This window comes from Chryseobacterium turcicum (assembly GCF_021010565.1).
GTDB classification, from domain to species: domain Bacteria; phylum Bacteroidota; class Bacteroidia; order Flavobacteriales; family Weeksellaceae; genus Chryseobacterium; species Chryseobacterium turcicum.
Genome location: NZ_JAJNAY010000001.1, coordinates 3,014,574 through 3,038,589, shown reverse-complemented (window position 1 = coordinate 3,038,589; position 24,016 = coordinate 3,014,574). Strand labels below are relative to the sequence as shown.

The 24,016-nt window shown below is 36.6% G+C and carries 16 protein-coding genes, 2 tRNA genes, 3 rRNA genes and 1 pseudogene; 13 read left to right on the top strand and 9 right to left on the bottom strand.

Translation table 11 applies throughout. The annotated features are described in order from the left end of the window. Nucleotides 1-25: 25 nt before the first annotated feature. The 5 genes from LO744_RS13815 to LO744_RS13795 form a co-directional block, all read right to left on the bottom strand. On the bottom strand, nt 26-403 hold the full coding sequence (locus tag LO744_RS13815) for a GxxExxY protein (protein ID WP_230670158.1): 378 nt from the start codon (nt 401-403) through the stop codon (nt 26-28). Nucleotides 404-447: 44 nt separating this feature from the next. Next, entirely contained in the window at nt 448-2,574 is a 2,127-nt protein-coding gene (locus LO744_RS13810) for a S9 family peptidase (protein WP_230670156.1), read from the bottom strand. A gap of 26 nt (nt 2,575-2,600) precedes the next feature. Beyond that, complete coding sequence (locus tag LO744_RS13805) at nt 2,601-2,951, bottom strand: TerB family tellurite resistance protein (protein ID WP_230670154.1); 351 nt, start codon at nt 2,949-2,951, stop codon at nt 2,601-2,603. A 92-nt stretch (nt 2,952-3,043) separates the two neighbouring features. Then, entirely contained in the window at nt 3,044-4,153 is a 1,110-nt protein-coding gene (locus tag LO744_RS13800; RefSeq protein ID WP_230670152.1) for a BT_3928 family protein, read from the bottom strand. Between the two features lie 6 nt (nt 4,154-4,159). Beyond that, nucleotides 4,160-4,723, bottom strand: coding sequence for a DUF1599 domain-containing protein (locus LO744_RS13795; protein ID WP_230670150.1), 564 nt, complete (start codon nt 4,721-4,723; stop codon nt 4,160-4,162). 113 nt (nt 4,724-4,836) lie between these two features. On the opposite strand from LO744_RS13795, the gene folP reads away from it, so the two are divergent. Next, entirely contained in the window at nt 4,837-5,691 is an 855-nt protein-coding gene (gene folP / locus LO744_RS13790) for a dihydropteroate synthase (RefSeq protein WP_230670148.1), read from the top strand. 90 nt (nt 5,692-5,781) lie between these two features. Here the strand turns inward: folP and LO744_RS13785 are convergent, their stop codons facing one another. After that, nucleotides 5,782-6,018 (bottom strand): hypothetical protein, encoded by a 237-nt coding sequence (locus tag LO744_RS13785; protein WP_230670146.1) that lies wholly within the window; start codon nt 6,016-6,018, stop codon nt 5,782-5,784. A 40-nt stretch (nt 6,019-6,058) separates the two neighbouring features. After that, a complete protein-coding gene (locus LO744_RS13780; RefSeq protein ID WP_230670144.1) occupies nt 6,059-8,431 on the bottom strand; it encodes a hypothetical protein in 2,373 nt (790 codons plus the stop codon). Nucleotides 8,432-8,978: 547 nt separating this feature from the next. On the opposite strand from LO744_RS13780, the gene LO744_RS13775 reads away from it, so the two are divergent. The 10 genes from LO744_RS13775 (at nt 8,979) to LO744_RS13730 (ending at nt 17,582) form a co-directional block, all read left to right on the top strand. Beyond that, on the top strand, nt 8,979-9,359 hold the full coding sequence (locus LO744_RS13775; protein ID WP_230667904.1) for an IS110 family transposase: 381 nt from the start codon (nt 8,979-8,981) through the stop codon (nt 9,357-9,359). Nucleotides 9,360-9,365: 6 nt separating this feature from the next. Further along, the gene (locus LO744_RS13770; protein WP_230667906.1) at nt 9,366-9,725 is read left to right on the top strand and encodes a hypothetical protein; all 360 of its coding nucleotides are present in this window, start codon (nt 9,366-9,368) and stop codon (nt 9,723-9,725) included. Continuing rightward, nucleotides 9,695-10,057, top strand: a complete 363-nt coding sequence (locus tag LO744_RS13765) for a transposase (RefSeq protein WP_230667909.1) — start codon at nt 9,695-9,697, stop codon at nt 10,055-10,057. Before LO744_RS13770 ends, LO744_RS13765 begins: the two co-directional genes overlap by 31 nt. Nucleotides 10,058-11,122: 1,065 nt before the next feature. Next, nucleotides 11,123-12,639 (top strand): 16S ribosomal RNA (locus LO744_RS13760). A gap of 298 nt (nt 12,640-12,937) precedes the next feature. Beyond that, nucleotides 12,938-13,011 (top strand) — tRNA-Ile (locus tag LO744_RS13755). 86 nt (nt 13,012-13,097) lie between these two features. After that, nucleotides 13,098-13,171, top strand: a tRNA-Ala gene (locus LO744_RS13750). Between the two features lie 221 nt (nt 13,172-13,392). After that, nucleotides 13,393-16,153 (top strand): 23S ribosomal RNA (locus LO744_RS13745). A gap of 147 nt (nt 16,154-16,300) precedes the next feature. Beyond that, a 5S ribosomal RNA gene (gene rrf / locus LO744_RS13740) occupies nt 16,301-16,408 on the top strand. Together the 16S, 23S and 5S rRNA genes with 2 tRNA genes alongside form the textbook arrangement of a ribosomal RNA operon. Nucleotides 16,409-16,702: 294 nt before the next feature. After that, the gene (locus LO744_RS13735) at nt 16,703-16,993 is read left to right on the top strand and encodes an ISAon1 family transposase N-terminal region protein (RefSeq protein WP_230670142.1); all 291 of its coding nucleotides are present in this window, start codon (nt 16,703-16,705) and stop codon (nt 16,991-16,993) included. Beyond that, the gene (locus tag LO744_RS13730) at nt 16,965-17,582 is read left to right on the top strand and encodes an ISAon1 family transposase (RefSeq protein ID WP_317207266.1); all 618 of its coding nucleotides are present in this window, start codon (nt 16,965-16,967) and stop codon (nt 17,580-17,582) included. Before LO744_RS13735 ends, LO744_RS13730 begins: the two co-directional genes overlap by 29 nt. Before the next feature lie 343 nt (nt 17,583-17,925). Here LO744_RS13730 and LO744_RS13725 read toward each other — a convergent pair whose 3' ends face one another. Further along, the gene (locus LO744_RS13725) at nt 17,926-20,409 is read right to left on the bottom strand and encodes a hypothetical protein (protein WP_230670140.1); all 2,484 of its coding nucleotides are present in this window, start codon (nt 20,407-20,409) and stop codon (nt 17,926-17,928) included. Between the two features lie 525 nt (nt 20,410-20,934). On the opposite strand from LO744_RS13725, the gene LO744_RS13720 reads away from it, so the two are divergent. Then, nucleotides 20,935-21,465 carry a hypothetical protein gene (locus tag LO744_RS13720; RefSeq protein WP_230670138.1) on the top strand — a complete coding sequence of 177 codons (531 nt, stop codon included), beginning with the start codon at nt 20,935-20,937 and terminating at the stop codon, nt 21,463-21,465. A 575-nt stretch (nt 21,466-22,040) separates the two neighbouring features. Here LO744_RS13720 and LO744_RS13715 read toward each other — a convergent pair. After that, a pseudogene (locus LO744_RS13715) lies at nt 22,041-22,313 on the bottom strand (DHHA1 domain-containing protein); the annotation flags it as partial. Nucleotides 22,314-22,839: 526 nt separating this feature from the next. Here LO744_RS13715 and LO744_RS13710 point away from each other — a divergent pair. Continuing rightward, nucleotides 22,840-23,532 carry a hypothetical protein gene (locus LO744_RS13710; protein ID WP_230670136.1) on the top strand — a complete coding sequence of 231 codons (693 nt, stop codon included), beginning with the start codon at nt 22,840-22,842 and terminating at the stop codon, nt 23,530-23,532. The last annotated feature ends 484 nt before the right edge of the window (nt 23,533-24,016 follow it).

Genomic DNA, 24,016 nt, shown 5'->3' with positions numbered 1-24,016 from the left:
CGCAGATTATTTTGATTGAGCAGATTTAAAGGTTGTTGAGAACTCTTTTTATATTTTCTATAATATTTGTAGTATTAAAATTGATAAGTAACCCCAGTTTTTTGTCAGATAATTTCAAATAAGTGTAAAGTTGTTTATAATGTATTGCTTCCAATTCTTTTACTGATTTTAATTCTAAAACTACTTTATCCTCTACCAAAATATCTATTTTGAAATTCAAATCAAATTTTTTGTTATTATAATAAACAGGAAGCAAAACTTCTGATTTTACGTTTAAACCATTTTCTTCAAGTTCATAAATCAGTATTCTTTGGTATATTGATTCTAATAGACCAGGACCTAATTGATTGTAAACATTAAAAATGCATTTACGAATAATATATGAAATTTCATTTTCCGTCATTTTTAAATCTGCAAAATTTGCTAAATCTGCGTGAGCTAAATTTTTTACTTACTAATTCCCTCCAATTTAAACATAAACGCATATTCCAATGCAATATCTTTTAGATAATCAAATCTTCCGGAAGCACCACCATGACCGTATTCCATGTCAGTTTTTAAGAATAAAACATTTTTATCTGTTTTTAAATCTCTCAATTTTGCTACCCATTTTGCAGGTTCAAAATATTGTACCTGAGAATCGTGTAAACCTGTTGTTACCAATAAATTCGGATAGTTTTTTCTCTTGATATTTTCATAGGGAGAATAAGATTTCATATAACTGTACGCTTCCTTGTTATTAGGATTTCCCCATTCATCGTATTCATTCGTTGTTAAAGGAATACTTTCGTCTAACATGGTGTTTACAACATCTACGAAAGGAACCTGAGCAATAGCTCCATTCCACAATTCTGGTTTCATATTAATAACAGCACCCATCAAAAGTCCGCCTGCACTTCCTCCTTGAGCATATAAATGTTTTGGGGACGTATATTTTTCTTTAACTAAATATTCTCCTACATCGATGAAATCGGTAAATGTATTTTTCTTTTTCATCATTTTTCCGTCTTCATACCATTGTCTTCCCATTTCCTGACCCCCACGAATGTGGGCAATTGCAAATGCAAAACCTCTGTCTAAAAGACTCAGTCTTGTACTGCTGAATGTAGCATCCATCGAGCTTCCGTAAGAACCGTAAGCGTAGAGTAGGAGCGGATTTTTACCGTCTTTTCTATATCCCTTTTTATAAACAATAGAAATCGGGATTTTGGCTCCGTCTTTTGAAAAGGCAAAAAGTCTTTCAGTTACATAATTTGCTTTATTGTAACCACCTAAAACTTCTTGCTGTTTTAGTAAAGTTCTTTTTCCTGTCTGTAAATTCTGCTCGTATTGCGAACTCGGCGTAATCATCGAGGTATATCCGAATCTGAAATAATCCGTATTATATTCAGGATTTCCTGATGCATAAACCGTGTAAGCCGCTTCATCGAATTTTAAAAACTCTCTTTTGTTGGTTCTTCTATCTAAAATCACCAATTGCGAAAGCCCGTTTTGTCTTTCACTGAAAACAAGATAATTTTTAAACTCACTGATTCCTTCCATCAAAACGTCTTTTCTGTGAGGCATAAAATCCTTCCAGCTTTCAACACTTGTTTTATCCAAAGGAGTTTCCATCACTTTGAAATTGAGTGCGTCTTTGTTGGTGGTGATTAAAAACTTATCTTCCAAAGGAGTAACATCGTACAAAACATCTTTCATCCTCGACTGAAAAACCTTGAAACTTGCATTCGGTTCATCTGCATTGATGTATCTTGTTTCTGAAGAAGTGGTAGCCGAAGAAACAATCATAATGATTTTTTCGTTCTTAGATTTACCGACACCGATGTAATTGGTTTTGTCTTTTTCTTCATAAACCAAAGCATCTTTCGAAGGGTCAGTTCCTAAAGAATGTCTGAAAATTTTCTCCGTTAAAAGCGTTTCAGGATTTTTTCCGGTGTAGAAAATGGTTTTGTTGTCATTTGCCCACGTTGCAGAACCCGTCGTGTTTTTGATGCCTAAATCGGTTGTTTTTCCCGTTGTAAGGTCTTTCAAAAATAATGTATACTGCCTTCTGGAAACATCATCAACTCCGTAAATCATTTTAGAATTATCGGGGCTAATGCTGAAACCAGATGCCGAATAATATGCGTGACCTTCAGCTAGCTGATCTACATCCAAAAGTATTTCTTCCGGAGCACTGAGGTGGTCTTTTTTTCTGCAATATTTAAAATACTGTTTTCCGGTTTCTGTTCGGGTGTAATAATAATACCCTTTCCTGAAAACAGGTACAGATTCGTCTTTTTCCTTAATTCTAGCTTTCATTTCCTGGAAAAGCTTCTCTCTGAAAGGTTCTGTATCTTTCATCATGCCTTCCCAATAAGAATTTTCAGCAGTAAGATAATTTACAACCTGTGTAGAATCTCTTCCTTTTTTGAAATAGTCAATCATCCAATAATATGGATCATTTATTTTATCGTTATGAATATTTCTTAAATGCTGCTTTTTGTCAGCAATCGGAGCTTTTAAATCAGGAAATAACTGTGACTGAAATGTTGTTGCACTCATTACTAATAGGGATAAGCAAATTTTTTTCATGGTTATATTTCAGTATTGACGTGACGTTACTTTATGTTCCAAAGATTCTTCAAAAGAACATAGAACGTGTGTTCTTCATCAGTCACAATGTCATCAGCTTTAATCAATGTTTTAGCAAACTTGATGAAATTTAAACGCTCTTCTTCCGTAGAATCATCCAGGAAACAACGTCCATGAAACTCAAAATGAGCCTTCCATTCTTCAGGTTTTAGCAATGCGATGGTTTCCAATTCGTCATCTAGATTAATAGTAAAAGGAAATTCGTCAGCCAGATATTGTTGTACCAACATTCCTTCTTCAGGAGCAAATTCTCCGTCAACAGACGAAAGAATCATTAATAAGTGATAACCGGCGATAGATTTATTTGATTTATGCATTGTTTTTATATTTAAAGTTTAATATTCAGTATTTCATATTTTCAAGGCTAATAATTGATAATTAACCATTCACAATTGACTAATTTTATTTATCAGTCAATATAGTTTTTTGCAGGTTGTTTGTCAACAATTTTTCCTTTTTCTAAAACCAGTACAAAAGAATTGCTTCTTGCAATTGTTTTTATTGCTGTACCGTCCATCATTGCGTTTTTAATGGTTTTAAAAGTATTTTGTTCGGTAGAAACACCATAAGTTACAACTCCTTTTTGAGCATTTACTTTTGCTTCTACATTTTTAAGCAATTCAGGAGAAACCTCTTTTGGATGGTATGAGAAAACGAGAATTGCTTTTGGCGCATTGATGATTTCTTCGGTTAAATCATTTCCTGTAGGATCTTCAATTTTGAATTTTACGATTTCAGATTTATAACCTTCTTTAATCAGTTGAGATTCGTTTTTACCTTCTTCAATTTTCCATGGGGTACCTTCTTCCCAATACTTTGTCTGGTTTACATAGTCGTCCTGATTTACTTTTAAAACTTCTCCAGTTTTAGAATTTTTCATCGAGTAGACTGTCTTGTATTCAGAAGGGTTTTTGTTGATTTTATCTTTTTCGGCTTTCAGATCAGTCCCGATTTTATAATCACGGAAATCAATAATCGGTTCGTTCATAATTCCTTGAGCCATTATGAAAATCATAATTCCGCAGAAAAGTCCAAAAAGGATTGACTTCAATTTATTATTTTCAGGTTTATTCTCAGCTCCATAATCATCAGTTTTCTTAAATTCTTTTCTGTATAAAACAAAAAGAATAATCAACCCAACCAAAAGAACAACGTCTTTCACAAAGCTTTCCCAAGGGGTAAATTTAATGGCATCTCCAAAACATCCACAGTCGGTTACTACATTAAAATAAGCTGAATAAAACGTTAAAAATCCAAAGAAAACACAAAGTGCAATCAATGCAGAAAGCGTGAATTTCAGTTTTAATTTTAGTAATAATAAAAAGCCTAAAAATAGTTCAAGAACGACTACAATAATTGAAAAAAGCAGGGCAAATTTCTCCAAAAATGGCATATTGAATACCGATGGCGAAAAATATTCTTCCATTTTAAAGGAAAAACCTACCAAATCAACCGCTTTTACAAAACCTGATGCGATAAAAATGATGGCAATAATGAAACGTAATAAACCTTTGATCATATTAATTTAGTTTTTTGGTTCGTTTGGAATTGTTTGTTCAGAAAATTTAATCAGACAGAAAACTGCGTAATTCAGCATGTCAAAATAATTAGCATCCAAACCTTCAGAAACAATTGTTCTTCCCTGATTGTCTTCAATTTGTTTGGTTCTCAAAACTTTCTGGTAAATTAAATCGGTGATAGAAGATATTCTCATATCTCTCCACGCTTCGCCGTAATCGTGATTTTTCTTTTCCATTAACGCTTGAGCGGCTGCAGCATATTTGTCGTAAAGATTTAGAATGTCTTCAGGGTTTTCATTAAAATCATTCGAAAGGCCTTTCTCCAGCTGAATCAATCCGATAATTGAATAATTAACGATAGCGATAAATTCTCCTTCCTCGCTTTCGTCAATCATCTTCACATCCGTCATCTGTAACGTACGGATTCTGTTGACTTTAATATATATTTGATCGGTAATCGAGCTTGGGCGCAAAACCCTCCAAGCTGCACCGTAATCTTTCATTTTTTTACTGAAAAGATCACGACATTCACTAATTACTTTTCCGAACTGTTCTGAAGTTTTTGACATAAATTTTCTTAATCTTTCAAAGATACAAATTAGGTTTTAGGTAGCAGGAATCAGATATTAGTTTTTTAGCTATAAATTGTAGCTTTCAAGCAAGAAGTAAGTATTTTTGTCCTATGAAAAATCATCTATCAATAATCAATTATCATTCATTAAACTGTAACGGAAGATTAGTCGATTTAAATTCACCAAAAATCATGGGTATTCTGAATCTTACTCCCGATTCTTTCTCGGACGGTGGAAAGTTTAATAATGAAAAGTCAGCTTTACAACAGGCAGAAAAAATATTGAAGGATGGAGGCGAAATGATAGATATTGGCCCGCAATCTACGAGGCCCAATGCCGAATTTTTGAGTAGTGATGAAGAAATCAGAAGAATCGGAAACGTGATTAATGAAATTAAAAAAGAGTTTCCTGAAGCTTTAGTTTCATTAGATACTTTCTATGCTGAAACAGTAAAGTTTGGTTTTAATGAAGGAATTGATCTAGTGAATGATATTTCAGGCGGACAATTTGATGAAAAAATGTTTGATATGGTCGCTGAGACTAAACTTCCATATATTTTAATGCACGTCAATCCTTCTTACGAAACGATGCATGATAAAGTAAATTTTGATGATATTACGTTGAATGTTAATCAGTATTTTGCAAAAAAAACAAACGAATTATTGCAAAAAGGAATCAAAGATATTATTCTAGATCCCGGTTTTGGATTTGGAAAAAGTGTTGAAGATCAAATGAAAATGATTAATGAAACCCAGTTTCTCGGATTTGGAAAATATCCTGTACTGATCGGGATTTCAAGAAAATCTTTTATTTACAAACCTTTAGGAAAATCTCCATTAGACATCAATGAAGAAACCCAGAAATTGCATTTACAGATTTTAAAACAGGGTGCGAAAATTCTTCGTGTACATGATGTTTTAGAAGCTAAGAAAACATTGATGGAGTGGGAGAGTGGTCGCGTTTGAGAGTGGGAGTGTGGGAGAGTTTTAGAAATGTAGCACTAATTTATAAGTTAACTTCCATACTAAAACTCTCCGACGCTAAAACCCTCCAACCTAATTAAGGTTCGATAATTTATCCGAAAACTCTTTAGAAAATTCCTTACGGTCTTCTTCCAATTTTTCGGGTTTTGAGGGAAGGATGTAATTGAAAAGAATCTTTTCGTCGTTATCTAAAAAGATGATTTCTTTTTCTTCGCCGTCTATCATTTGAGAGAAAAGAGACCACATCGAAGTATCTTTCAGTCTTAATAATTCAAAAAACTGCTCTGCTTTTATTTCTATTTTTTTCATTTTACTAAAATTATTGATTACTTAATACTCATTACTTATTTTAAAACTCCAAAAGTTTTAACTTAAATTGTATTGCAAAATTCTGTTTAAAATTGGTTGTCGTGTAATATCCTACTCGGTAAAATAATCCGAGATTGAAATAGGAAGATAAAAAATTATTCCATTCCAAACCAACTTCCTGATACAAATGATCTAGTTTTTCGAATCTGTAATCATGATATTCGGGATGTTTCATATCACCAATGGTCCCACGAAGCACAAAATCAAAACTTGTTACATTCTGACCGATGCTTTTAAAATAGAACGGTAATTTATGAGTGAAATAATATGCAATAAATTTATCGTTGTAATATTTTCCGCCCTCCAATGTAGCAAAACCGAGATAGGATGTAAGGTTAAAATTGATGTCTCTACTTGGAGAAGCCAACCCGTTTGTAGTGAAATTTTTCCAAATAGGTGCTTCACCCAAAAGAAAACCTCCGTATAAACGAACTCCTGTATTTCCTAATCTTGTTTTGAAATTGTGAACAAATAAAGCATCAAAACGGGTGTAATTAAAATCTCCACCAAAAACTTTCACACTTTGCTCATAATTAAAATAAAGCTCGGGATATTTCTGATCAATCAAAGATTTTCCCTGCGGAGTCATAATATTGGTTGAGTTTGGAGAATATTTTAAAGTGACCAACGTATTGAAATTCTCAAAAGAACCTCCTTTTCCCCTAAAATCATAGTCAAATAAAGCTTCTTCAGTATTTCTTCTTGTCGCAAAAGCCAATGTCAAACCGTTGGTTACATCATTTAAGTAAGATAAAGATGCACCTTCGTAACGGTAATATTTGTTGTTATTGATGTTGTTTCCATAATTCATCATCCGCATTCTGAAGCTCCAAAGTCGGCGGTAAAATTCACCTGAAGAATTTACATCATCATAATATTCCAGCCTAAAATAAGAGTTTTTTTCAAGGGTCGTTTTCATATCAACTCCAATTCCGTATTTGAATTTGTCATCACTCAAACCATAAGCGAAATAATAATCCGGAGAGAAATAAGGATTAAAATTTTCATTTAATTTTCCCTTTAAACCAAGCCTGAAACCTTCATACAAGTTATAATTGACGATTTCACCAATGTCAAAATCAAAACTTCCTACACGAACCTGCCCGTTAATTAAACCGGTTAAAATTCTGGCAGTTCGGTCGATTTTATAAACTTTTCCCAAACTGTCAATAGTCTTATAAGTATGGCTTTCTCTTTCAGATAAAGGTTCTGGGCGATAAAGATGAAGCGTATTTCCACTGGTATTTTTCACCGAGAATGTATAGCCTTTGAAATCTTTGGCATCTTCCTCAATAGGAGAGACGTAATTGAAATATTTCGAATTAAGATAGGCGTATGTTCCGAAGCTCCTCTTTTTTTCTTTCTCTTTTTCGGGATTTTCATTGTCTTGTCCCATCATCATTCTGCTCATGCGAAGCTTTACACTCTCTTCAGATAGAAACCACTTATTGTTAAAAAAAGTCCAGATACTCGTGATATTTCCTTCGTTTTTCTCTTTACTGATGCTTTCAATTTTTTTGATACCATAAGTTTGAGTGTCAATATAAATAGAGCCGCTGAATTTTCTCTTTTTCATCGGTTTTTTATAATTGACTTCCCGAAAGCGAATGACATAAGTCTGCCTTCCATCAATTTCAATACTGTCGGTAAGAAAAAAGCGATACAAACCTCGGTTTTCCTGTTTTATCTGATTGGGTATTTTATTTCTGTTGCTTTGCAGCGCAATCATTTCGTAGATAGGCTGTTTCAGTCCGGAAATTCTGTTGTCGAGAATATTGATTTTTTCACCATATTTTTTAGAGTACAAAAACTCCTGAGCTCTTTCCCAAAGAAACAATTTACTATTCGCAAAAATCTTTCTGGCAGAAATATCCTGTAAAGAATCTTCTTTTTTATTGTTTTTGAATAAACCTAAATTGTTAGTGAATACATTATTAAATGCTGAAATACTATCCTGGTCGATATCTAATGAAACCTTCTCGTAAGATTTGTAGGCATAAGAATCAAGGCTTTCCGGGGAGTTATTTTTAAAGTATTTATCTACTTTTCTAAGGATTTCCAAAGCTCTCGGGTCACTTTTATCTTCAAGAATTACCGTTTCTATCGCAAAAGTTTTAGATGAAGTTGGGGTAAGTGAAATTTCTGTGATGCCTTCTAGAAAAGAGCTTTCTTTATAAAAGCCTAATGCTTCAATTTGAACGTTTTTACATTTAGTCTTAAATTCCAAAAAGCCCGCAGCATCAGTTTTACCTAAAAGTTTGCCGTTACACGAAACGCTTGCATTGGCAATAGGAGTTTTATCAGCTTCATTAAATACAGTGATTTTTGATTGTGAAAAACCAAAAATAAACATCCATAAAAAAATTAAACTCAGCTTCTCTTTCATACCATTATGCTCGGTTCAAAATTACTGATATTTCTTGTTCTAAGAAAATTTTTGGAGTTAACTTATTTTAAATCAAAAAATATCAGAAAAATCAATGATATAATTCTGATATAGAGTCTTTGTATTGTACTCGCAATGCTTCTATATATAATAGGATGTTTTTTTAGGAGCTTAATCCCGCTGTCCACTATATCTTTTTTTTGCCAAAGCTTTCCCCATGCAAAAAAAAAGGATGCCGTTCCCATCGGGGCTCATATCTTTGTTTTATACAAATGTATAAACTCCATATCTTTGAAATAGTATTAATAGATAAACAAAACCAGGTTGCAAAATTCTATCGGGGCGAGATACATTTTAGATGATATTGTACACCTTAGGCTAATCCACCTGGTTTTAATTGTTAATTGCATTAAAGTCTCAATAGTACTTAAGCACTTGGTTTTGTCCAAAGATGCTGCATAAACAATGAGCCAAGATCATTGCAGTTTTTTGTTTATCACAAAATGGTAAAGCGATGAATTTAAAGTATTCAGTAGGCCTTGATGTTTCCAGCAAGAAAATCAATGCCTGCCTCAGTATTATTGATGAAAAGCAGAAAGTGAGGTTTAAATCCAGTTGCGTCATCCTCAATACCAAGAAAGGTTTTGAAGATTTGGAGCATTGGATATTGAATCATCAGCAAGAAACTCTTCCTTTGGTGGTTTGTATGGAAGCTACGGGGATTTATCACGAGAACTGTGCTTATTATTTATTTGAGAAAGGTTTTTCGGTATCCATTATTTTGCCCAACAAAGCCAAGAAATATTTGGAAGCTCTTGGCTTAAAATCAAAAAATGATTCGATAGATGCAAAAGGATTATCACAAATGGGAGCAGAGCAGTGTTTGGAGGTATAGCAACCTATGGGTTCTTTTTTTTATCAGTTGAGATTACTGACAAGACAGCATCAAAACGTTGTGGAGTTGAAAACAGTTTTAAAAAATCAGCTTGATGCTTTAGGTTTTGCGATGCATCACTCGGATGAAGTGATGGGTCAGTTGAGACAAACCATTGCATTATTTGAAACTCAAAGCAAAGAACTCATCAATGCGATTAAAAAGCATTTAAAATCAGATGATACAATTTCGTCAAGATTCGCTGAATTATTAAAAATAAAAGGATTAGGGATATTGACTTTAGCGACAGTTTTGGCAGAAACTAATGTTTTGAATTATTCAAAAACTACAAACAGTTGGTTTCTTACGCGGGTTATGATGTTGTAGAAGCGCAGTCCGGAACGCGTATCGGAAAAACGAGAATATCAAAGAAAGGCAACTCGAGAATAAGAAGAGTTTTACACATGCCCTGTCTTGTGGTGATACAATGTGGCGTGAAAAAGTACAAAGATTTATTCGACAGAACTTACGAAAAGCACGGAATAAAAATGAAAAGTTATGTTGCTGTACAAAAAAAACTTTTGGTTATGATTTATCATTTATGGAAAAAAAAGGAAGAATATAATGCTGATTATGAAAAAAACATCCAAGAAAAGGAGCAGGTGATTTCCTCTCTGTCTGCTTTTGAAAAAAGCAAAAAAGTAGTCCCAACGAATTGAGACTACACAAGGTAAACCTCCAGTGAAATATCACAGTATGTTTCCTCTCTGTGTTACAAAAGTATAAAATTTATTAAAACAAATTTGCTTTTTAAGATAGTACCTAGGAGATACTATGTAATAAAGAAGTTTTAGTGTTCCCATTTGATTTTCCAAAATCTCGAGAACCACCCTCCATTTTTCCATCAGCCTTACGCCCCGCCAACAACAAGAGGCGCAAAAGCAAGAACAACTACAACAACAGAATGGTATTACATTCCCCTCCCAGGGAGGGGTGTTAAAAAATCAAAGATTTTTTGACGGACTGGTTTTCCGTTTCAACCCTCCATAAAACGTTATTTTTCCTAAACCTAAACCTAAACCTAAACCTAAACCTAAACCTAAACCTCCAATCTCTATCCATCACTCCATAGGAGTGCTATCTGTGTAGATAAACAATTATCACAATTGAGCGCTTCGTAGAATCGCCATCTTTGTATCCCAACGATATGATTATATAATGAGCTTCGTAAGAGGGACTCCAACCCACCAACTAAATTATTCATCCAACCAGTCAGTTGTTTAAGCTTCAATATGAATTGAAATTAAACATAATGTTAAATAAATTAGGATTGTGTTTATAAAAAGTACTACTTTTGCCCCACTGAAAAACGAAAGAGATTCAGTAGCGCAGAAGCCACTATTTATATAGTTTAAAAAGAAAAAACTAATATCCACTTTAAGATATAAAATCAAAAAAAACTCTTTAAAATTTTTAGCGATAAAGATTGTGAGAATTAAAAAGATTAGTATCTTCGCAGTCCGGTAAAACGGGAAGCGCAGGAGTAGATAGATTAGGTGTTGATAGAAGGATTTAGGGTCATCAAAAAACTTTAAAATTTCTTCAAAAAACATTTGGTCAGTTAGTAATAATTTTTTACTTTTGCACACGCAAATCGATACTGAAAACGACAGAAAATGTAGGTATCGTAAAAAGCGAGAGAGAAGAGATCATTGAAAAATAATATACAACCAAGTAAGGAAAAACTAAAGCGTCAATTAACTTTGAGTGAGTCAGACAAACATACAATGGAGAGTTTGATCCTGGCTCAGGATGAACGCTAGCGGGAGGCCTAACACATGCAAGCCGAGCGGTATTTGTCTTTCGGGACAGAGAGAGCGGCGTACGGGTGCGGAACACGTGTGCAACCTACCTTTATCAGGGGGATAGCCTTTCGAAAGGAAGATTAATACCCCATAATATAATGATTGGCATCAATTATTATTGAAAACTCCGGTGGATAGAGATGGGCACGCGCAAGATTAGATAGTTGGTAGGGTAACGGCCTACCAAGTCAGTGATCTTTAGGGGGCCTGAGAGGGTGATCCCCCACACTGGTACTGAGACACGGACCAGACTCCTACGGGAGGCAGCAGTGAGGAATATTGGACAATGGGTGAGAGCCTGATCCAGCCATCCCGCGTGAAGGACGACGGCCCTATGGGTTGTAAACTTCTTTTGTATAGGGATAAACCTTTCCACGTGTGGAAAGCTGAAGGTACTATACGAATAAGCACCGGCTAACTCCGTGCCAGCAGCCGCGGTAATACGGAGGGTGCAAGCGTTATCCGGATTTATTGGGTTTAAAGGGTCCGTAGGCGGATCTGTAAGTCAGTGGTGAAATCTCATAGCTTAACTATGAAACTGCCATTGATACTGCAGGTCTTGAGTAAAGTAGAAGTGGCTGGAATAAGTAGTGTAGCGGTGAAATGCATAGATATTACTTAGAACACCAATTGCGAAGGCAGGTCACTATGTTTTAACTGACGCTGATGGACGAAAGCGTGGGGAGCGAACAGGATTAGATACCCTGGTAGTCCACGCCGTAAACGATGCTAACTCGTTTTTGGGTCTTCGGATTCAGAGACTAAGCGAAAGTGATAAGTTAGCCACCTGGGGAGTACGTTCGCAAGAATGAAACTCAAAGGAATTGACGGGGGCCCGCACAAGCGGTGGATTATGTGGTTTAATTCGATGATACGCGAGGAACCTTACCAAGGCTTAAATGGGAAATGACCGGTTTAGAAATAGACTTTTCGCAAGACATTTTTCAAGGTGCTGCATGGTTGTCGTCAGCTCGTGCCGTGAGGTGTTAGGTTAAGTCCTGCAACGAGCGCAACCCCTGTCACTAGTTGCCATCATTAAGTTGGGGACTCTAGTGAGACTGCCTACGCAAGTAGAGAGGAAGGTGGGGATGACGTCAAATCATCACGGCCCTTACGCCTTGGGCCACACACGTAATACAATGGCCAGTACAGAGGGCAGCTACCAGGCGACTGGATGCGAATCTCGAAAGCTGGTCTCAGTTCGGATTGGAGTCTGCAACTCGACTCTATGAAGCTGGAATCGCTAGTAATCGCATATCAGCCATGATGCGGTGAATACGTTCCCGGGCCTTGTACACACCGCCCGTCAAGCCATGGAAGTTTGGGGTACCTGAAGTCGGTGACCGTAACAGGAGCTGCCTAGGGTAAAACAAGTAACTAGGGCTAAGTCGTAACAAGGTAGCCGTACCGGAAGGTGCGGCTGGAACATCTCATTTTAGAGCGTCTTCGGACGATAAAAAATAAGGACACAATGTGTCCATGCACTTACTTAAAGAGAAGCTTTAGTTTTTATTTGGTTGATATATAAGTATAAGTAAAAAGGTTAAAGTAAAAAGAGCCAAGTGTAACAGCTTGTATTAATTACTCATTACCAATTATTTATTACTTATAATATATATAAGAAATACAAAACCCACTAGAAATTAGTATTAGGGAAGAGAGATTGAGTATGAAGAAGAGAAAAAAGAGATATGCAAATATTACTTATTACTCATCACCCATTACTCATAACAAAGTCTCGTAGCTCAGCTGGTTAGAGCGCTACACTGATAATGTAGAGGTCGGCAGTTCGAGCCTGCCCGAGACTACTAATTTAAATAGAGGTTAGAATCTAGAAATTAGAAGTTAGTTTTTTACTAATCTCTAACTTCTAACTACTAACATCTAAACTAGCGGGGAATTAGCTCAGCTGGCTAGAGCGCCTGCCTTGCACGCAGGAGGTCAAGGGTTCGACTCCCTTATTCTCCACATTGTTATAGTAATATAACATGATTTATGGTTTAATTTTAAGAAGCAAATAGAGCCAAAAACAATATTTTGCGAATTAGATCAGAAATAGCATAAAGATCATTGACATTAACGGTAAAAATATCACAAAGAGAAAACCGAGCGCAATTAAGCGTTTGAGTTTACAAAAATATTTTAGCAGCAATGCTAAAGCAAAAATACTGAACTAATTAATAATTAGGAAAGAAATCGTTAAGGGCGTATGGCGGATGCCTAGGCTTTCAGAGGCGACGAAGGACGTGGTAAGCTGCGAAAAGCTGCGGGGATTGGCACACACGAATTGATCCGCAGATGTCCGAATGGGGCAACCCGTCTGGTTGAAGACCAGTCACTCCGCAAGGAGAGCAAACCAGGAGAACTGAAACATCTAAGTACCCTGAGGAAAAGAAATCGAAGAGATTCCGTAAGTAGTGGCGAGCGAACGCGGATTAGCCCAAAAGCTTTTATATGTTTAATAGAATGTTCTGGAAAGAACAGCCATAGAGGGTGATAGCCCCGTATATGAAAGGCATATTTAAGTGATAAATGAGTAGGGCGGGACACGTGAAATCCTGTTTGAATATGGGGGGACCATCCTCCAAGGCTAAATACTCCTGAAAGACCGATAGTGAACAAGTACTGTGAAGGAAAGGTGAAAAGCACTTCGAATAGAAGGGTGAAATAGAACCTGAAACCGTACGCCTACAAGCGGTCGGAGCCCACAAGTTGGGTGACGGCGTGCCTTTTGCATAATGAGCCTACGAGTTAATGTTACTAGCGAGGTTAAGGACTTCAGGTCCGGAGCCGGAGCGAAAGCGAGTCTGAATAGGGCGCTTAGTTAGTAGTATTAGACGCGAAACCTTGTGATCTACCCATGGGCAGGTTGAAGCTTTGGTAACACAAAGTGGAGGACCGAACCGGTTGACGTTGAAAAGTCTTCGGATGACCTGTGGGTAGGGGTGAAAGGCCAATCAAACTGGGAGATAGCTCGTACTCCCCGAAATGCATTTAGGTGCAGCGTCGTGTATAAGTTTATTAGAGGTAGAGCTACTGATTGGATGCGGGGGAGTCAAATCCTACCAATTCCTGACAAACTCCGAATGCTAATAAATGTTCCACGGCAGTGAGGGCGCGGGTGCTAAGGTCCGTGTCCGAGAGGGAAAGAACCCAGACCAACAGCTAAGGTCCCCAAATCTCTATTAAGTTGAAGCAACGCGGTTGGACTGCATTGACAGCTAGGATGTTGGCTTGGAAGCAGCCATTCATTTAAAGAGTGCGTAACAGCTCACTAGTCGAGCGGTCCGGCATGGATAATAATCGGGCATAAATAGAGTACCGAAGCTATGGATTTACAACCTTGAGTTGTATCTGGTAGGGGAGCATTCTGTTTGCACAGAAGCTGAGTCGTGAGGCTTGGTGGAGCGGACAGAAAAGAAAATGTAGGCATAAGTAACGATAAAGCGGGCGAGAAACCCGCTCACCGAAAGACTAAGGTTTCCTCAGCCATGCTAATCAGCTGAGGGTTAGTCGGGACCTAACGCGAACCCGAAAGGGGTAGTGGATGGACAATGGGTTAATATTCCCATACTTGCTCACACTAAAAAGGGGACGGAGTGCCGTACTTACTGGAGACTGACGGAATAGTCAAGACCTAGCCTTCGGGCGAAGTTGTTGTAGGGAAAGTGCTTCCAAGAAAAGCCGAAGTGAAGCAACCCGTACCATAAACCGACACAGGTAGTCGAGGAGAGAATCCTAAGGTGCTAGAGTGAATCATGGTTAAGGAACTAGGCAAAATAGTCTCGTAACTTCGGGAGAAGAGACGCCATCAGCAATGGTGGCCGCAGTAAAAAGGCCCAGGCGACTGTTTATCAAAAACACAGGACTCTGCAAAATCGAAAGATGCAGTATAGGGTCTGACACCTGCCCGGTGCTGGAAGGTTAAGGAAGGGCGTTAGCAGCAATGCGAAGCGTTTAACTGAAGCCCCAGTAAACGGCGGCCGTAACTATAACGGTCCTAAGGTAGCGAAATTCCTTGTCGGGTAAGTTCCGACCTGCACGAATGGTGTAACGATCTGGGCACTGTCTCAACCATGAGCTCTGTGAAATTGTAGTCTCGGTGAAGATGCCGAGTACCCGCAATGGGACGAAAAGACCCTGTGAACCTTTACTATAACTTCGTATTGACTTTGAGTAAGTAATGTGTAGGATAGGTGGGAGACTTTGAAGCAGGCACGCTAGTGTTTGTGGAGTCAACGTTGAAATACCACCCTTTACTTACTTGGAGCCTAACTTCTTTTAGAAGGACACTGCGTGGTGGGTAGTTTGACTGGGGTGGTCGCCTCCAAAAGAGTAACGGAGGCTTTCAAAGGTACCCTCAGCACGCTTGGTAACCGTGCGTAGAGTGTAATGGCATAAGGGTGCTTGACTGTGAGACCTACAAGTCGATCAGGTGCGAAAGCAGGACATAGTGATCCGGTGGTTCCGTATGGAAGGGCCATCGCTCATAGGATAAAAGGTACTCCGGGGATAACAGGCTAGTCTCCCCCAAGAGCTCACATCGACGGGGAGGTTCGGCACCTCGATGTCGGCTCGTCACATCCTGGGGCTGGAGAAGGTCCCAAGGGTTGGGCTGTTCGCCCATTAAAGTGGCACGCGAGCTGGGTTCAGAACGTCGTGAGACAGTTCGGTCTCTATCTATTGCGGGCGTTAGATGTTTGAGAGGGCTTGATTCTAGTACGAGAGGACCGAATTGAACAAACCTCTGGTGTATCAGTTGTTCCGCCAGGAGCACCGCTGAGTAGCTACGTTTGGAAGAGATAAGCACTGAAAGCATATAAGTGCGAAACTCGCCTCAAGATGAGACATCTTTTAAGGGTCGTGGGAGATGACCACGTTGATAGGCTATAGGTGTAAAGTTGGTAACAGCATAGCCGAGTAGTACTAATTACCCGTAGATTTATAGCCTAATTGGCAACTGCTTAATTGCGCAATTAAAGGTTCTCTCTTTGTGAATATTCTTATCGATAAAACCAGAAGTTAGAAACTAGATATTAGAAGTTAGTTTTTTACTAATCTCTAACTACTAAAATCTAACCTCTTATATACAACCTTTAGGGTGGTTTTAGCGGTGGGGCTCACCTGTTCCCATTCCGAACACAGAAGTTAAGCCCACCAGCGCCGATGGTACTGCGAAAGCGGGAGAGTAGGTCGCCGCCAGTTTTTTTTAAAGTCTCATACATGAATTTGTATGAGACTTTTTTTTGCTTTAAACTCAAGAAATAGGTAATTTTGTTAATTGTTAATTGTTAATTGTTAATTGTTAATTGTTAATTGTTAATTGTGGCGCTCCTTCGGAGCGTAACCTTTGTAGCAGATAATAACAACTGAACGCCTCAGAGCTCCGGAGGAGCGACACTATTATACACATTACATTTATTTCATTATATTTTCTCAAGAAATTCAGGCTCAATGCCAAAACCTGGGGAGAAAAATAAAAATACTTAATTTTGGGGTATGATTAACGATGCCGGGCTACTCAAATTATTATTACCAGAATATTTAATCGAGCACTTCGATATTATAAATTTTGAAGAAGAAAACAAAATTTTACATCTTTATTTCGAAGAGAAAAGTAGGATTCCAAAAGAGTTTTCTTCTTTAACCTTGTATTCCAAAGGTTTTTTAGAAGAAATTACGGTGGATGATTTTCCGCTTCGTGGAAAAACCGTAAAACTCCACATCAAACGAAGAAGGTGGACAGACACGAAAACGGGGAATATTCTCCAAAGAGAAATGTTTTCCTAATGCAACACCGGTTATCGATCGCTTCCATGTTCAGAAACTCGCCACAGAAGCCCTTCAGGAAATAAGGATTAAGCATCGCTGGCAGGCCATTGAGCAAGAAAATAACTTGCTCACGGAAGCGAAACAAAAGAAGCGAAAACCTATAATTAAAGTTTTTGAAAACGATGACACCCGAAAGCAACTTTTAGCAAGAAGCAGATACCTGCTTTATAAAACTAGAGAAAAGTGGACTTTATCACAAAAACAAAGAGCAAAAATCCTATTTAAGGAGTATCCCGATTTAGAAAAGGCGTACAATTTATCAGATGGGCTCAGGAAAATTTATAATCAGAACATTCAAAAATCTGTCGCTATGTTAAAGTTAGTCCATTGGTTTAGAGAAGTGGAAGAATCAGGATTTAAATCCTTTAATACCTTAACAAAAACTATTATGCATAACTACAACGGCATTCTCAATTATTTTAACCAGCGAAGCACAAATGCTTCAGCAGAATCTTTCAATGCTAAAATAAAAAACTTCAGGTTACAACTTCGAGGCGTAAGAGATAAAGTATTTTTCCTATTCAGATTATCAAAACTTTTTGCCTAGTCCCCAGGTTTTGGCATTGATCCGAAATTCATCAGAGGCATATTTATATCTTGAATAAAATATTCTATTAATCTGAATCTTTATTTTATGCTTGGTTTCCTAGCCCGGATAGCAGCGACATCCTTTTTCTTGACGAAAGGGAAAAGCTGAGGGTGTCATGAAAAAGATACAGCGGAGAGCCGGAAATAGCTCCTGATAAACTCTAATGTTTTTATTATACAAATAATTCTGTGATAGATATTCTAAGAAAATTTCAAATTATTTTCAAAAAAAACGCCATCTACTTTAAAAGCAAATGACGGTTAACTATTTTTTAGCTTTGTTTAAGACAATTCTGTTTTTGTTAATTTAAAAGATTAAATCTTAGTTTTACTCCAAAATTATCTTTGAATTGGGAAGTTTGGTAATATCCTAATCGGTAAGAGAAGCCTACCCCGAAGTTTCTTCCTAAAAATCTATTCCAGATTACGCCAACTTCCTGGTAGTAGTGATCGAGAACCTGAAAATCAAACTGATGGTCGCTTCTGTTTTTAAAATCTCCAATGGCAGATTGATATTCTAGCTCGATGTTTGAGTATCTCGAACCAAAAGTCTTGAATCTAAACGGTAAATATTGAGAAACTTTAAATGCAATAAACTTATCGGCAAAGAATGTTCCTGAAGGCATTGTCGTAAACGCTAAGTTATTTGGCGTGTTGATGTTAGAATACCAATGATCAGGATTTTTATCGTTCTGGCCGGCGATTTCAAAGTTTTTCCAAATCGGAGCGATGCCTGATGAAATCCCACCAAAAAGTTTAACATTGGTGTACCCTAATTTTGATCTGAACTGATGTATAATCAATGCATCTGCTTTATAATAATCTAAATCTCCGCCTAACTGGTCAATACCTTTTTCAACATTCATGTAAACTTGAGGAAAGCCTTTCTCGTAGGTATATTTTCCGCTTGGGGTCATGATATTTTTATCGTTGGGTGAGAATTTTAAAGATAGAGTTGTACTTACATTATCAAAACGGTTTCCTAAATTTTTATACTGATAATCAAAAAGAGCTTCTTGTTTCTCTTTGTTTACCGCAATTTTCATGCTTAATGAATTTGAGATATCATATAAAAACGACGCTCCCCATTTTTGATTTTTATAAAAATTAGCATTATGCAAATCTAAATTTAAGTCATTTACTTTCATCATCATATCCCACATATTATTACTGAATCTTCCTGCGGCAAAGACATCATCCACATAATCGATACGGAAAACAGAGGTTCTTGTAGAAGATAATTTCATATCTAAGCCCAAACCATATTTCCAGGTGTGGTCTTTAAATCCATATCCGAAATATCCATCCGGAGAAAATGTTTTGCTGAATTTTTCGTTGAGTTTTAGACCCGCTCCTAAACGGACACCTTGGTATTTATCGTAGCTGGCAAACTTTGTTAAGTCAAAATCTATCATTTTGTAGCGCAGATTTCCTCTCATCAGTTGGGTTAAAAAACTCAGTTTTTTTTCAAAATCATGTTTCTGTACGAAACTGTCGATTTGAGTGTAAGTTGCACTTTCTCTGGCGGTCAAACTATCGGTTCTGTATTGATTAAGAAGACTTCCGTCTGAGTTTTTCATTTCCAGTGAATAGCCTTTAAACTCTGATGCTTTCTGAGTTTCGTTTATCTGAAAATCAAAGAAACGGTTTTTTACATAGAGATAATTTCCAAAAATTTTTTGATGGTATTTTCGCTTGTCGCTGATGTATGCGCCTTTTTTTAAACTGTCGGTTTTTACGCTGTCTCTCTTAGCAACGTTAAAAGTCTGATCACCCATTTTCAGTTTAATGTCTTCATAGTCTAAAAACCATTTTCCGTCAATAGGTTTCCAGACAGAAATAATGTCGCCTTCATTTCTTTTTTTGTTGGCACTTTCAAACTTTTTCAAGGCATAGGTTTCAGAATCGATGTAGATTTTACCGTTAAACTTTCTAGGGTTTTGCTTCTTTTTATCAGTGATTTCTTTGAATTTAATCACGTAGGTTTTTCTGCCGTCCAACTGTAAAGTATCCGACATATAGAAATTAAAAAGCTTTCTGTTTTCAGGTCTTAATTGTCGCGGAGTTCGGTTGAGATTGGAGATGTTAATTGCCAAAGCCTCATAAATAGGATTTTTAAAACCAGACATTCTATTGTCTATAATATTGGTTTTCTCGCCAAATTTCTGCGAATATTTGTATTCTGTAGCCTTTTCCCAGAGGAACATTTGGCTTTCTCTGGAAGCGTTAATAAAATCTTCGTTAATTAATGAATCTTTCTTTTCGCTTTCTTTTTGCTTAAATTCTTTGTGGTCAACTTTTGAAAGAGAATCTTGCCTCGATGCCAGGAAATTTTTAAACGTATCAATAGAATCTTTGTCTACGTCAATCGAAAACTTGGTGTACGATTTAAAGTTATAGGTATCTAAAGATTTTGGCGAATTTTCTTTCTCTCTTTTATTCATTTCATCTAAAATTCTCAATGCTTTTGGGTCACTTTTATCGGTGATGATAATTTTATCGATGTTACTTTGTTTTTCAGATAAGGGCAGCATGGCAACCTCCATCGATTTTTTAACATCCACTAAGGCATCTTCAAAATTGCTGGCAAGAATTTCTATCTTTTTGCACTTTGTTTTGAATGATAAAATACCATCGTAATTGGTTTTTCCCAACAAATTGTCGTCACAGTAAACCGCTGCATTATTGATAGGTTTTTTATCGGTTTTATTAAAAACTTTCAGTTGGGTCTGCCCGAAATAGAACACCGTGAAAAATAAAAATAAAGGATATAAAAGTTTTGTCATTGAGTTTTTATTAATGAGACAAAACTATTGATTAGAAAGTTACAAAACCATAACAGAAAATATAATCTTTTGTTAAAAATAAAATCAACTGTACTTCAATGCAATACCGCTGGTTTATATATTTTTCAATTCCCGTTGGAATGAGAAATGAGGTTTTGTTTAAGGATTTTAAGTGTTTTTGCGGCGGCTAATTTTTCTAATGTTAAATCTCAGTCAATTCTAGCTTCAAATTATTTGTAGAATAATTTTTTATATTAAGTAGATGTAAATTTTATTTTTTCATTTTGGTTTGAATTAAAGTTGCTTTATGATTAGATATTATTTATTTTTAGCAAATTATAATTTGGTTTGACGCATTGGCTAAAACCAAATGTTGTGCACAATGCCGAACGACAAACAGATTTCAAAATGCAAATAGAATGAATCTTCTGCAATTATTGATTGAAAAAAATTATTTTGACAGTGACGAACCAAACATTTAATTCTGATATGATTGAACAACTAAAAATAGAAACACAACAAATAATGAACATCTTAAACATAGAGGTTCGACCGAATATTCCGGAAGACGGAAAATTAGAAGTATCAGCTTGGGACGAATTATCAGAGTACAATGCTGTTTTCAGAATTCATAGCGACATTAATGGAGTTATTCATCCAGACAGTCCGGATAGTATGTATTACTTAGACCCATTTATTCTGACGAGCCATAGTTTAAAATCAATTCTTACATATGATGAAACCAATGTTTCAGAGCTTCAAATGACTAAAGCAGGTTCGGTAATCGTTCATGAATTGACGCATTACTATCAAAAAGGTGAATTTGAATATTTGCATGGTGAAAAATACATTAAGCATAATGGGACAAATGACAAAGAATATATATGTCAGCTTTCAGAATTAGACGCTCATGCTGTTATGGCGTATTTCTTTTTGAAGACAATAAACCCAACGAGATTAAGAGAAATCATGACGAACACAAATATTCAGACGATCAAGGAGAAATTAATAGACGAATATAGAATGAGTAATAGCCAAACGAGACTGTTCGACTGATTCAATAAAGGAGTGATGCTGAAGCAGTGTACACAACAAGGTATTGACACAAGCGGGGCTGAATGACTTCAATTGAGCATTTGTATAAGATTCAAACCTCGTTCTTAGACTGGCCTTTTGTATTTAAAACTCCCACCTTCGGCAATACCCAAACTGTTTGCAATATTTTATACACAATCGCCGTGATGAAAGAAGTTTTCCTTATTCTATTGAACTTTTTTGCATGTAGATAAATGAATTGAGTTTCAGATTCTATATGTTCTAAACCATAATTACCTTTCAGCAAAAATGAAACTAATTAATAATGAAAATTTCCAAAAGTTAGATTATGATTAGAGAAAAAGTGAAAACTGGGAAAACCAAAATACAAATATTTATAGTTTTATTTTAGAGAATGATAAGGAAGGTTATAGAACAAGAGTAATAGTTCGTCAGAATAATCCGAAAATTACTTTTTCTCTTGATTTTTTCAATATTTAACAAAATAAAAAACAGTAAACACAAACAATCCCTTTCAAAAACTGAAAGGGATTGTTTGTATAGAAACCGCAAAAATGGTACTATTTATTAGTAATTTAACTATTCAAAGCCTTCTGATAAGCATTTTCCAGACCGTCAATATTTTTTCCTCCAGCTGTAGCGAAACTTGGGTTTCCACCGCCACCACCTTGGATTTTTTTTACCAAATATTTAATGATGGTTCCGGCTTGATAACTTGAAGCTAAATAATCAGAAACACCAACCGTAATCATTGGTTTTCCGTCGGCATCAGAAAGAATAATCGTTACAGAAATTGGAATTCCTTTCTTCAATTGGAAGAGAATGTATTTTAAAGAACCTATATCAAGAGCTATTTTTCTCATAAAAAAACAATCTCACTTTACCATAATTATTCAAAAATATTTTTATATTTGCTTTAACAACACACAAAAACAAAATGATGATATTTAAAAATAACCCCGCAATTCATGCGCACGCTTCCGGCACCACCGGATTTCAGAAAATACTAATAATACAAAACATATTGCTCCTCTTAAAAAGCGATAAAGCATTACGATAAACTACTCAAGAAGTTAGATGACCGCTTCAACCGCTTCGAAATAGCATTCAGGCATTCAGTTGAGAGAATCAAGCACTTCGTTGAGAAAATAAAGTGTTTCGTTAACGTAATCAAGCATTTCGATGAGAGCGTCAATCATTTCGATGAAGCAATCAAGCATTACGAATAGGAAATCAAGCACTTCGAAGAGGCAATCAAGTACAATTTGTTACATTTCAATACTTTACATAGCTTTTAGAGAAAACATAAATCGTAAATAATCTATAGCAATGAGACTTTAATTATATTTTTCAAACACAAATAACAATAACATTATGAAAAAAGAACAAGTAGTCCGCATTTTCAGACTAACCGATGCTGTCCTAAAACAAAAAGCCGATGAATACATCGATTTACTCGACAGAGACTTTACCGAATTTGCAGACCGTGGCTACAACGCCGCCAAGAAATTTGAACTGACAACTGCCCGCGACATCGTAGAAAGCTTCCCCAACGATGAACAGCTGGAAGCCATTAAAATAAATCTTACCGAACAGAAAGATGCCGCCCGAAAAGCCCTCGAGAAAACCATGCGCAGTATTTTTAATATGGCAGAAAATGTTTTCGGACAGTACAGTGCAAAACACAAAGAGTTTGGCAATGCCGACATCAGCCAGCAAAGCGATGCCGAAATCGTGCGGGTTGCCAAAATCATGAGTCTTACCGCAGAAAAGTATCTTTTCGAACTATCCGCAGAAGGTCTTACTCCTGAGAAAATAAACATTCTCATGATGCAACGCAATACCCTAGACGTCGCCATCGATACCCAAGCGAAAGGTATTTCAGACAGGGATTTAGCCACCGAAAGCAGGGTAGAAGTGCTCAACACGCTCTACCAACTGCTCATCAAATACGCAGGTATCGGCCAAGATATCTTCTACGAAACCAACGAAGCCAAATACAACGACTATATCATCTACGACACCCCAAGTGGTTTGCCCGAGGTACCGCCAGTGGAGGGGGAGTAAGCGATACGGTGAATTATTTATAGCATTTTAGACATTCGAGATGTGTATCTATTCAATAGGGTTGGGCTTTAGCCCGACCTTTTCGTTTTAACAGCTTGTTTGTCATTGACTTCGTCGAATCTTTGATTTCTGGAAGAATCTTAGCTGCTTTATTTTTGCGTTGTTGAGGCTCCTACGGAATGACAAAGTGGCTGTTGATTTTAATGGGATGATTAAAAACGATATTGATGTTTTCAATTCACAGCAAGAATAGGGCTTTAGCCAAAACAATCATAAGTTTTGGCTAAAGCCAATTGCCTCGTTAATTTTGATGGATGGGTTAAAACCCATCCCTATTGAATTTATTTTTATCGGTTTGTTTGTCTTTCCGTAGGAAACCTAACGTAGTGGTTCGCGAAGTCAATCTAAGCTGCTTTATTTTTGCGTTGTTGAGGTTCCTGCGGAATGACAAAGTGGCTGTTGATTTTAATGGGATGATTAAAAA

What these genes read in the sequence shown, in the direction of transcription:
- LO744_RS13815 (WP_230670158.1), bottom strand. Translation starts at nt 403, where the DNA reads ATGACGGAAAATGAAATTTCATATATTATTCGTAAATGCATTTTTAAT.
- LO744_RS13810 (WP_230670156.1), bottom strand. Translation starts at nt 2,574, where the DNA reads ATGAAAAAAATTTGCTTATCCCTATTAGTAATGAGTGCAACAACATTT.
- LO744_RS13805 (WP_230670154.1), bottom strand. Translation starts at nt 2,951, where the DNA reads ATGCATAAATCAAATAAATCTATCGCCGGTTATCACTTATTAATGATT.
- LO744_RS13800 (WP_230670152.1), bottom strand. Translation starts at nt 4,153, where the DNA reads ATGATCAAAGGTTTATTACGTTTCATTATTGCCATCATTTTTATCGCA.
- LO744_RS13795 (WP_230670150.1), bottom strand. Translation starts at nt 4,723, where the DNA reads ATGTCAAAAACTTCAGAACAGTTCGGAAAAGTAATTAGTGAATGTCGT.
- folP (WP_230670148.1), top strand. Translation starts at nt 4,837, where the DNA reads ATGAAAAATCATCTATCAATAATCAATTATCATTCATTAAACTGTAAC.
- LO744_RS13785 (WP_230670146.1), bottom strand. Translation starts at nt 6,018, where the DNA reads ATGAAAAAAATAGAAATAAAAGCAGAGCAGTTTTTTGAATTATTAAGA.
- LO744_RS13780 (WP_230670144.1), bottom strand. Translation starts at nt 8,431, where the DNA reads ATGTTTATTTTTGGTTTTTCACAATCAAAAATCACTGTATTTAATGAA.
- LO744_RS13775 (WP_230667904.1), top strand. Translation starts at nt 8,979, where the DNA reads ATGAATTTAAAGTATTCAGTAGGCCTTGATGTTTCCAGCAAGAAAATC.
- LO744_RS13770 (WP_230667906.1), top strand. Translation starts at nt 9,366, where the DNA reads ATGGGTTCTTTTTTTTATCAGTTGAGATTACTGACAAGACAGCATCAA.
- LO744_RS13735 (WP_230670142.1), top strand. Translation starts at nt 16,703, where the DNA reads ATGATTAACGATGCCGGGCTACTCAAATTATTATTACCAGAATATTTA.
- LO744_RS13725 (WP_230670140.1), bottom strand. Translation starts at nt 20,409, where the DNA reads ATGACAAAACTTTTATATCCTTTATTTTTATTTTTCACGGTGTTCTAT.
- LO744_RS13720 (WP_230670138.1), top strand. Translation starts at nt 20,935, where the DNA reads ATGAACATCTTAAACATAGAGGTTCGACCGAATATTCCGGAAGACGGA.
- LO744_RS13710 (WP_230670136.1), top strand. Translation starts at nt 22,840, where the DNA reads ATGAAAAAAGAACAAGTAGTCCGCATTTTCAGACTAACCGATGCTGTC.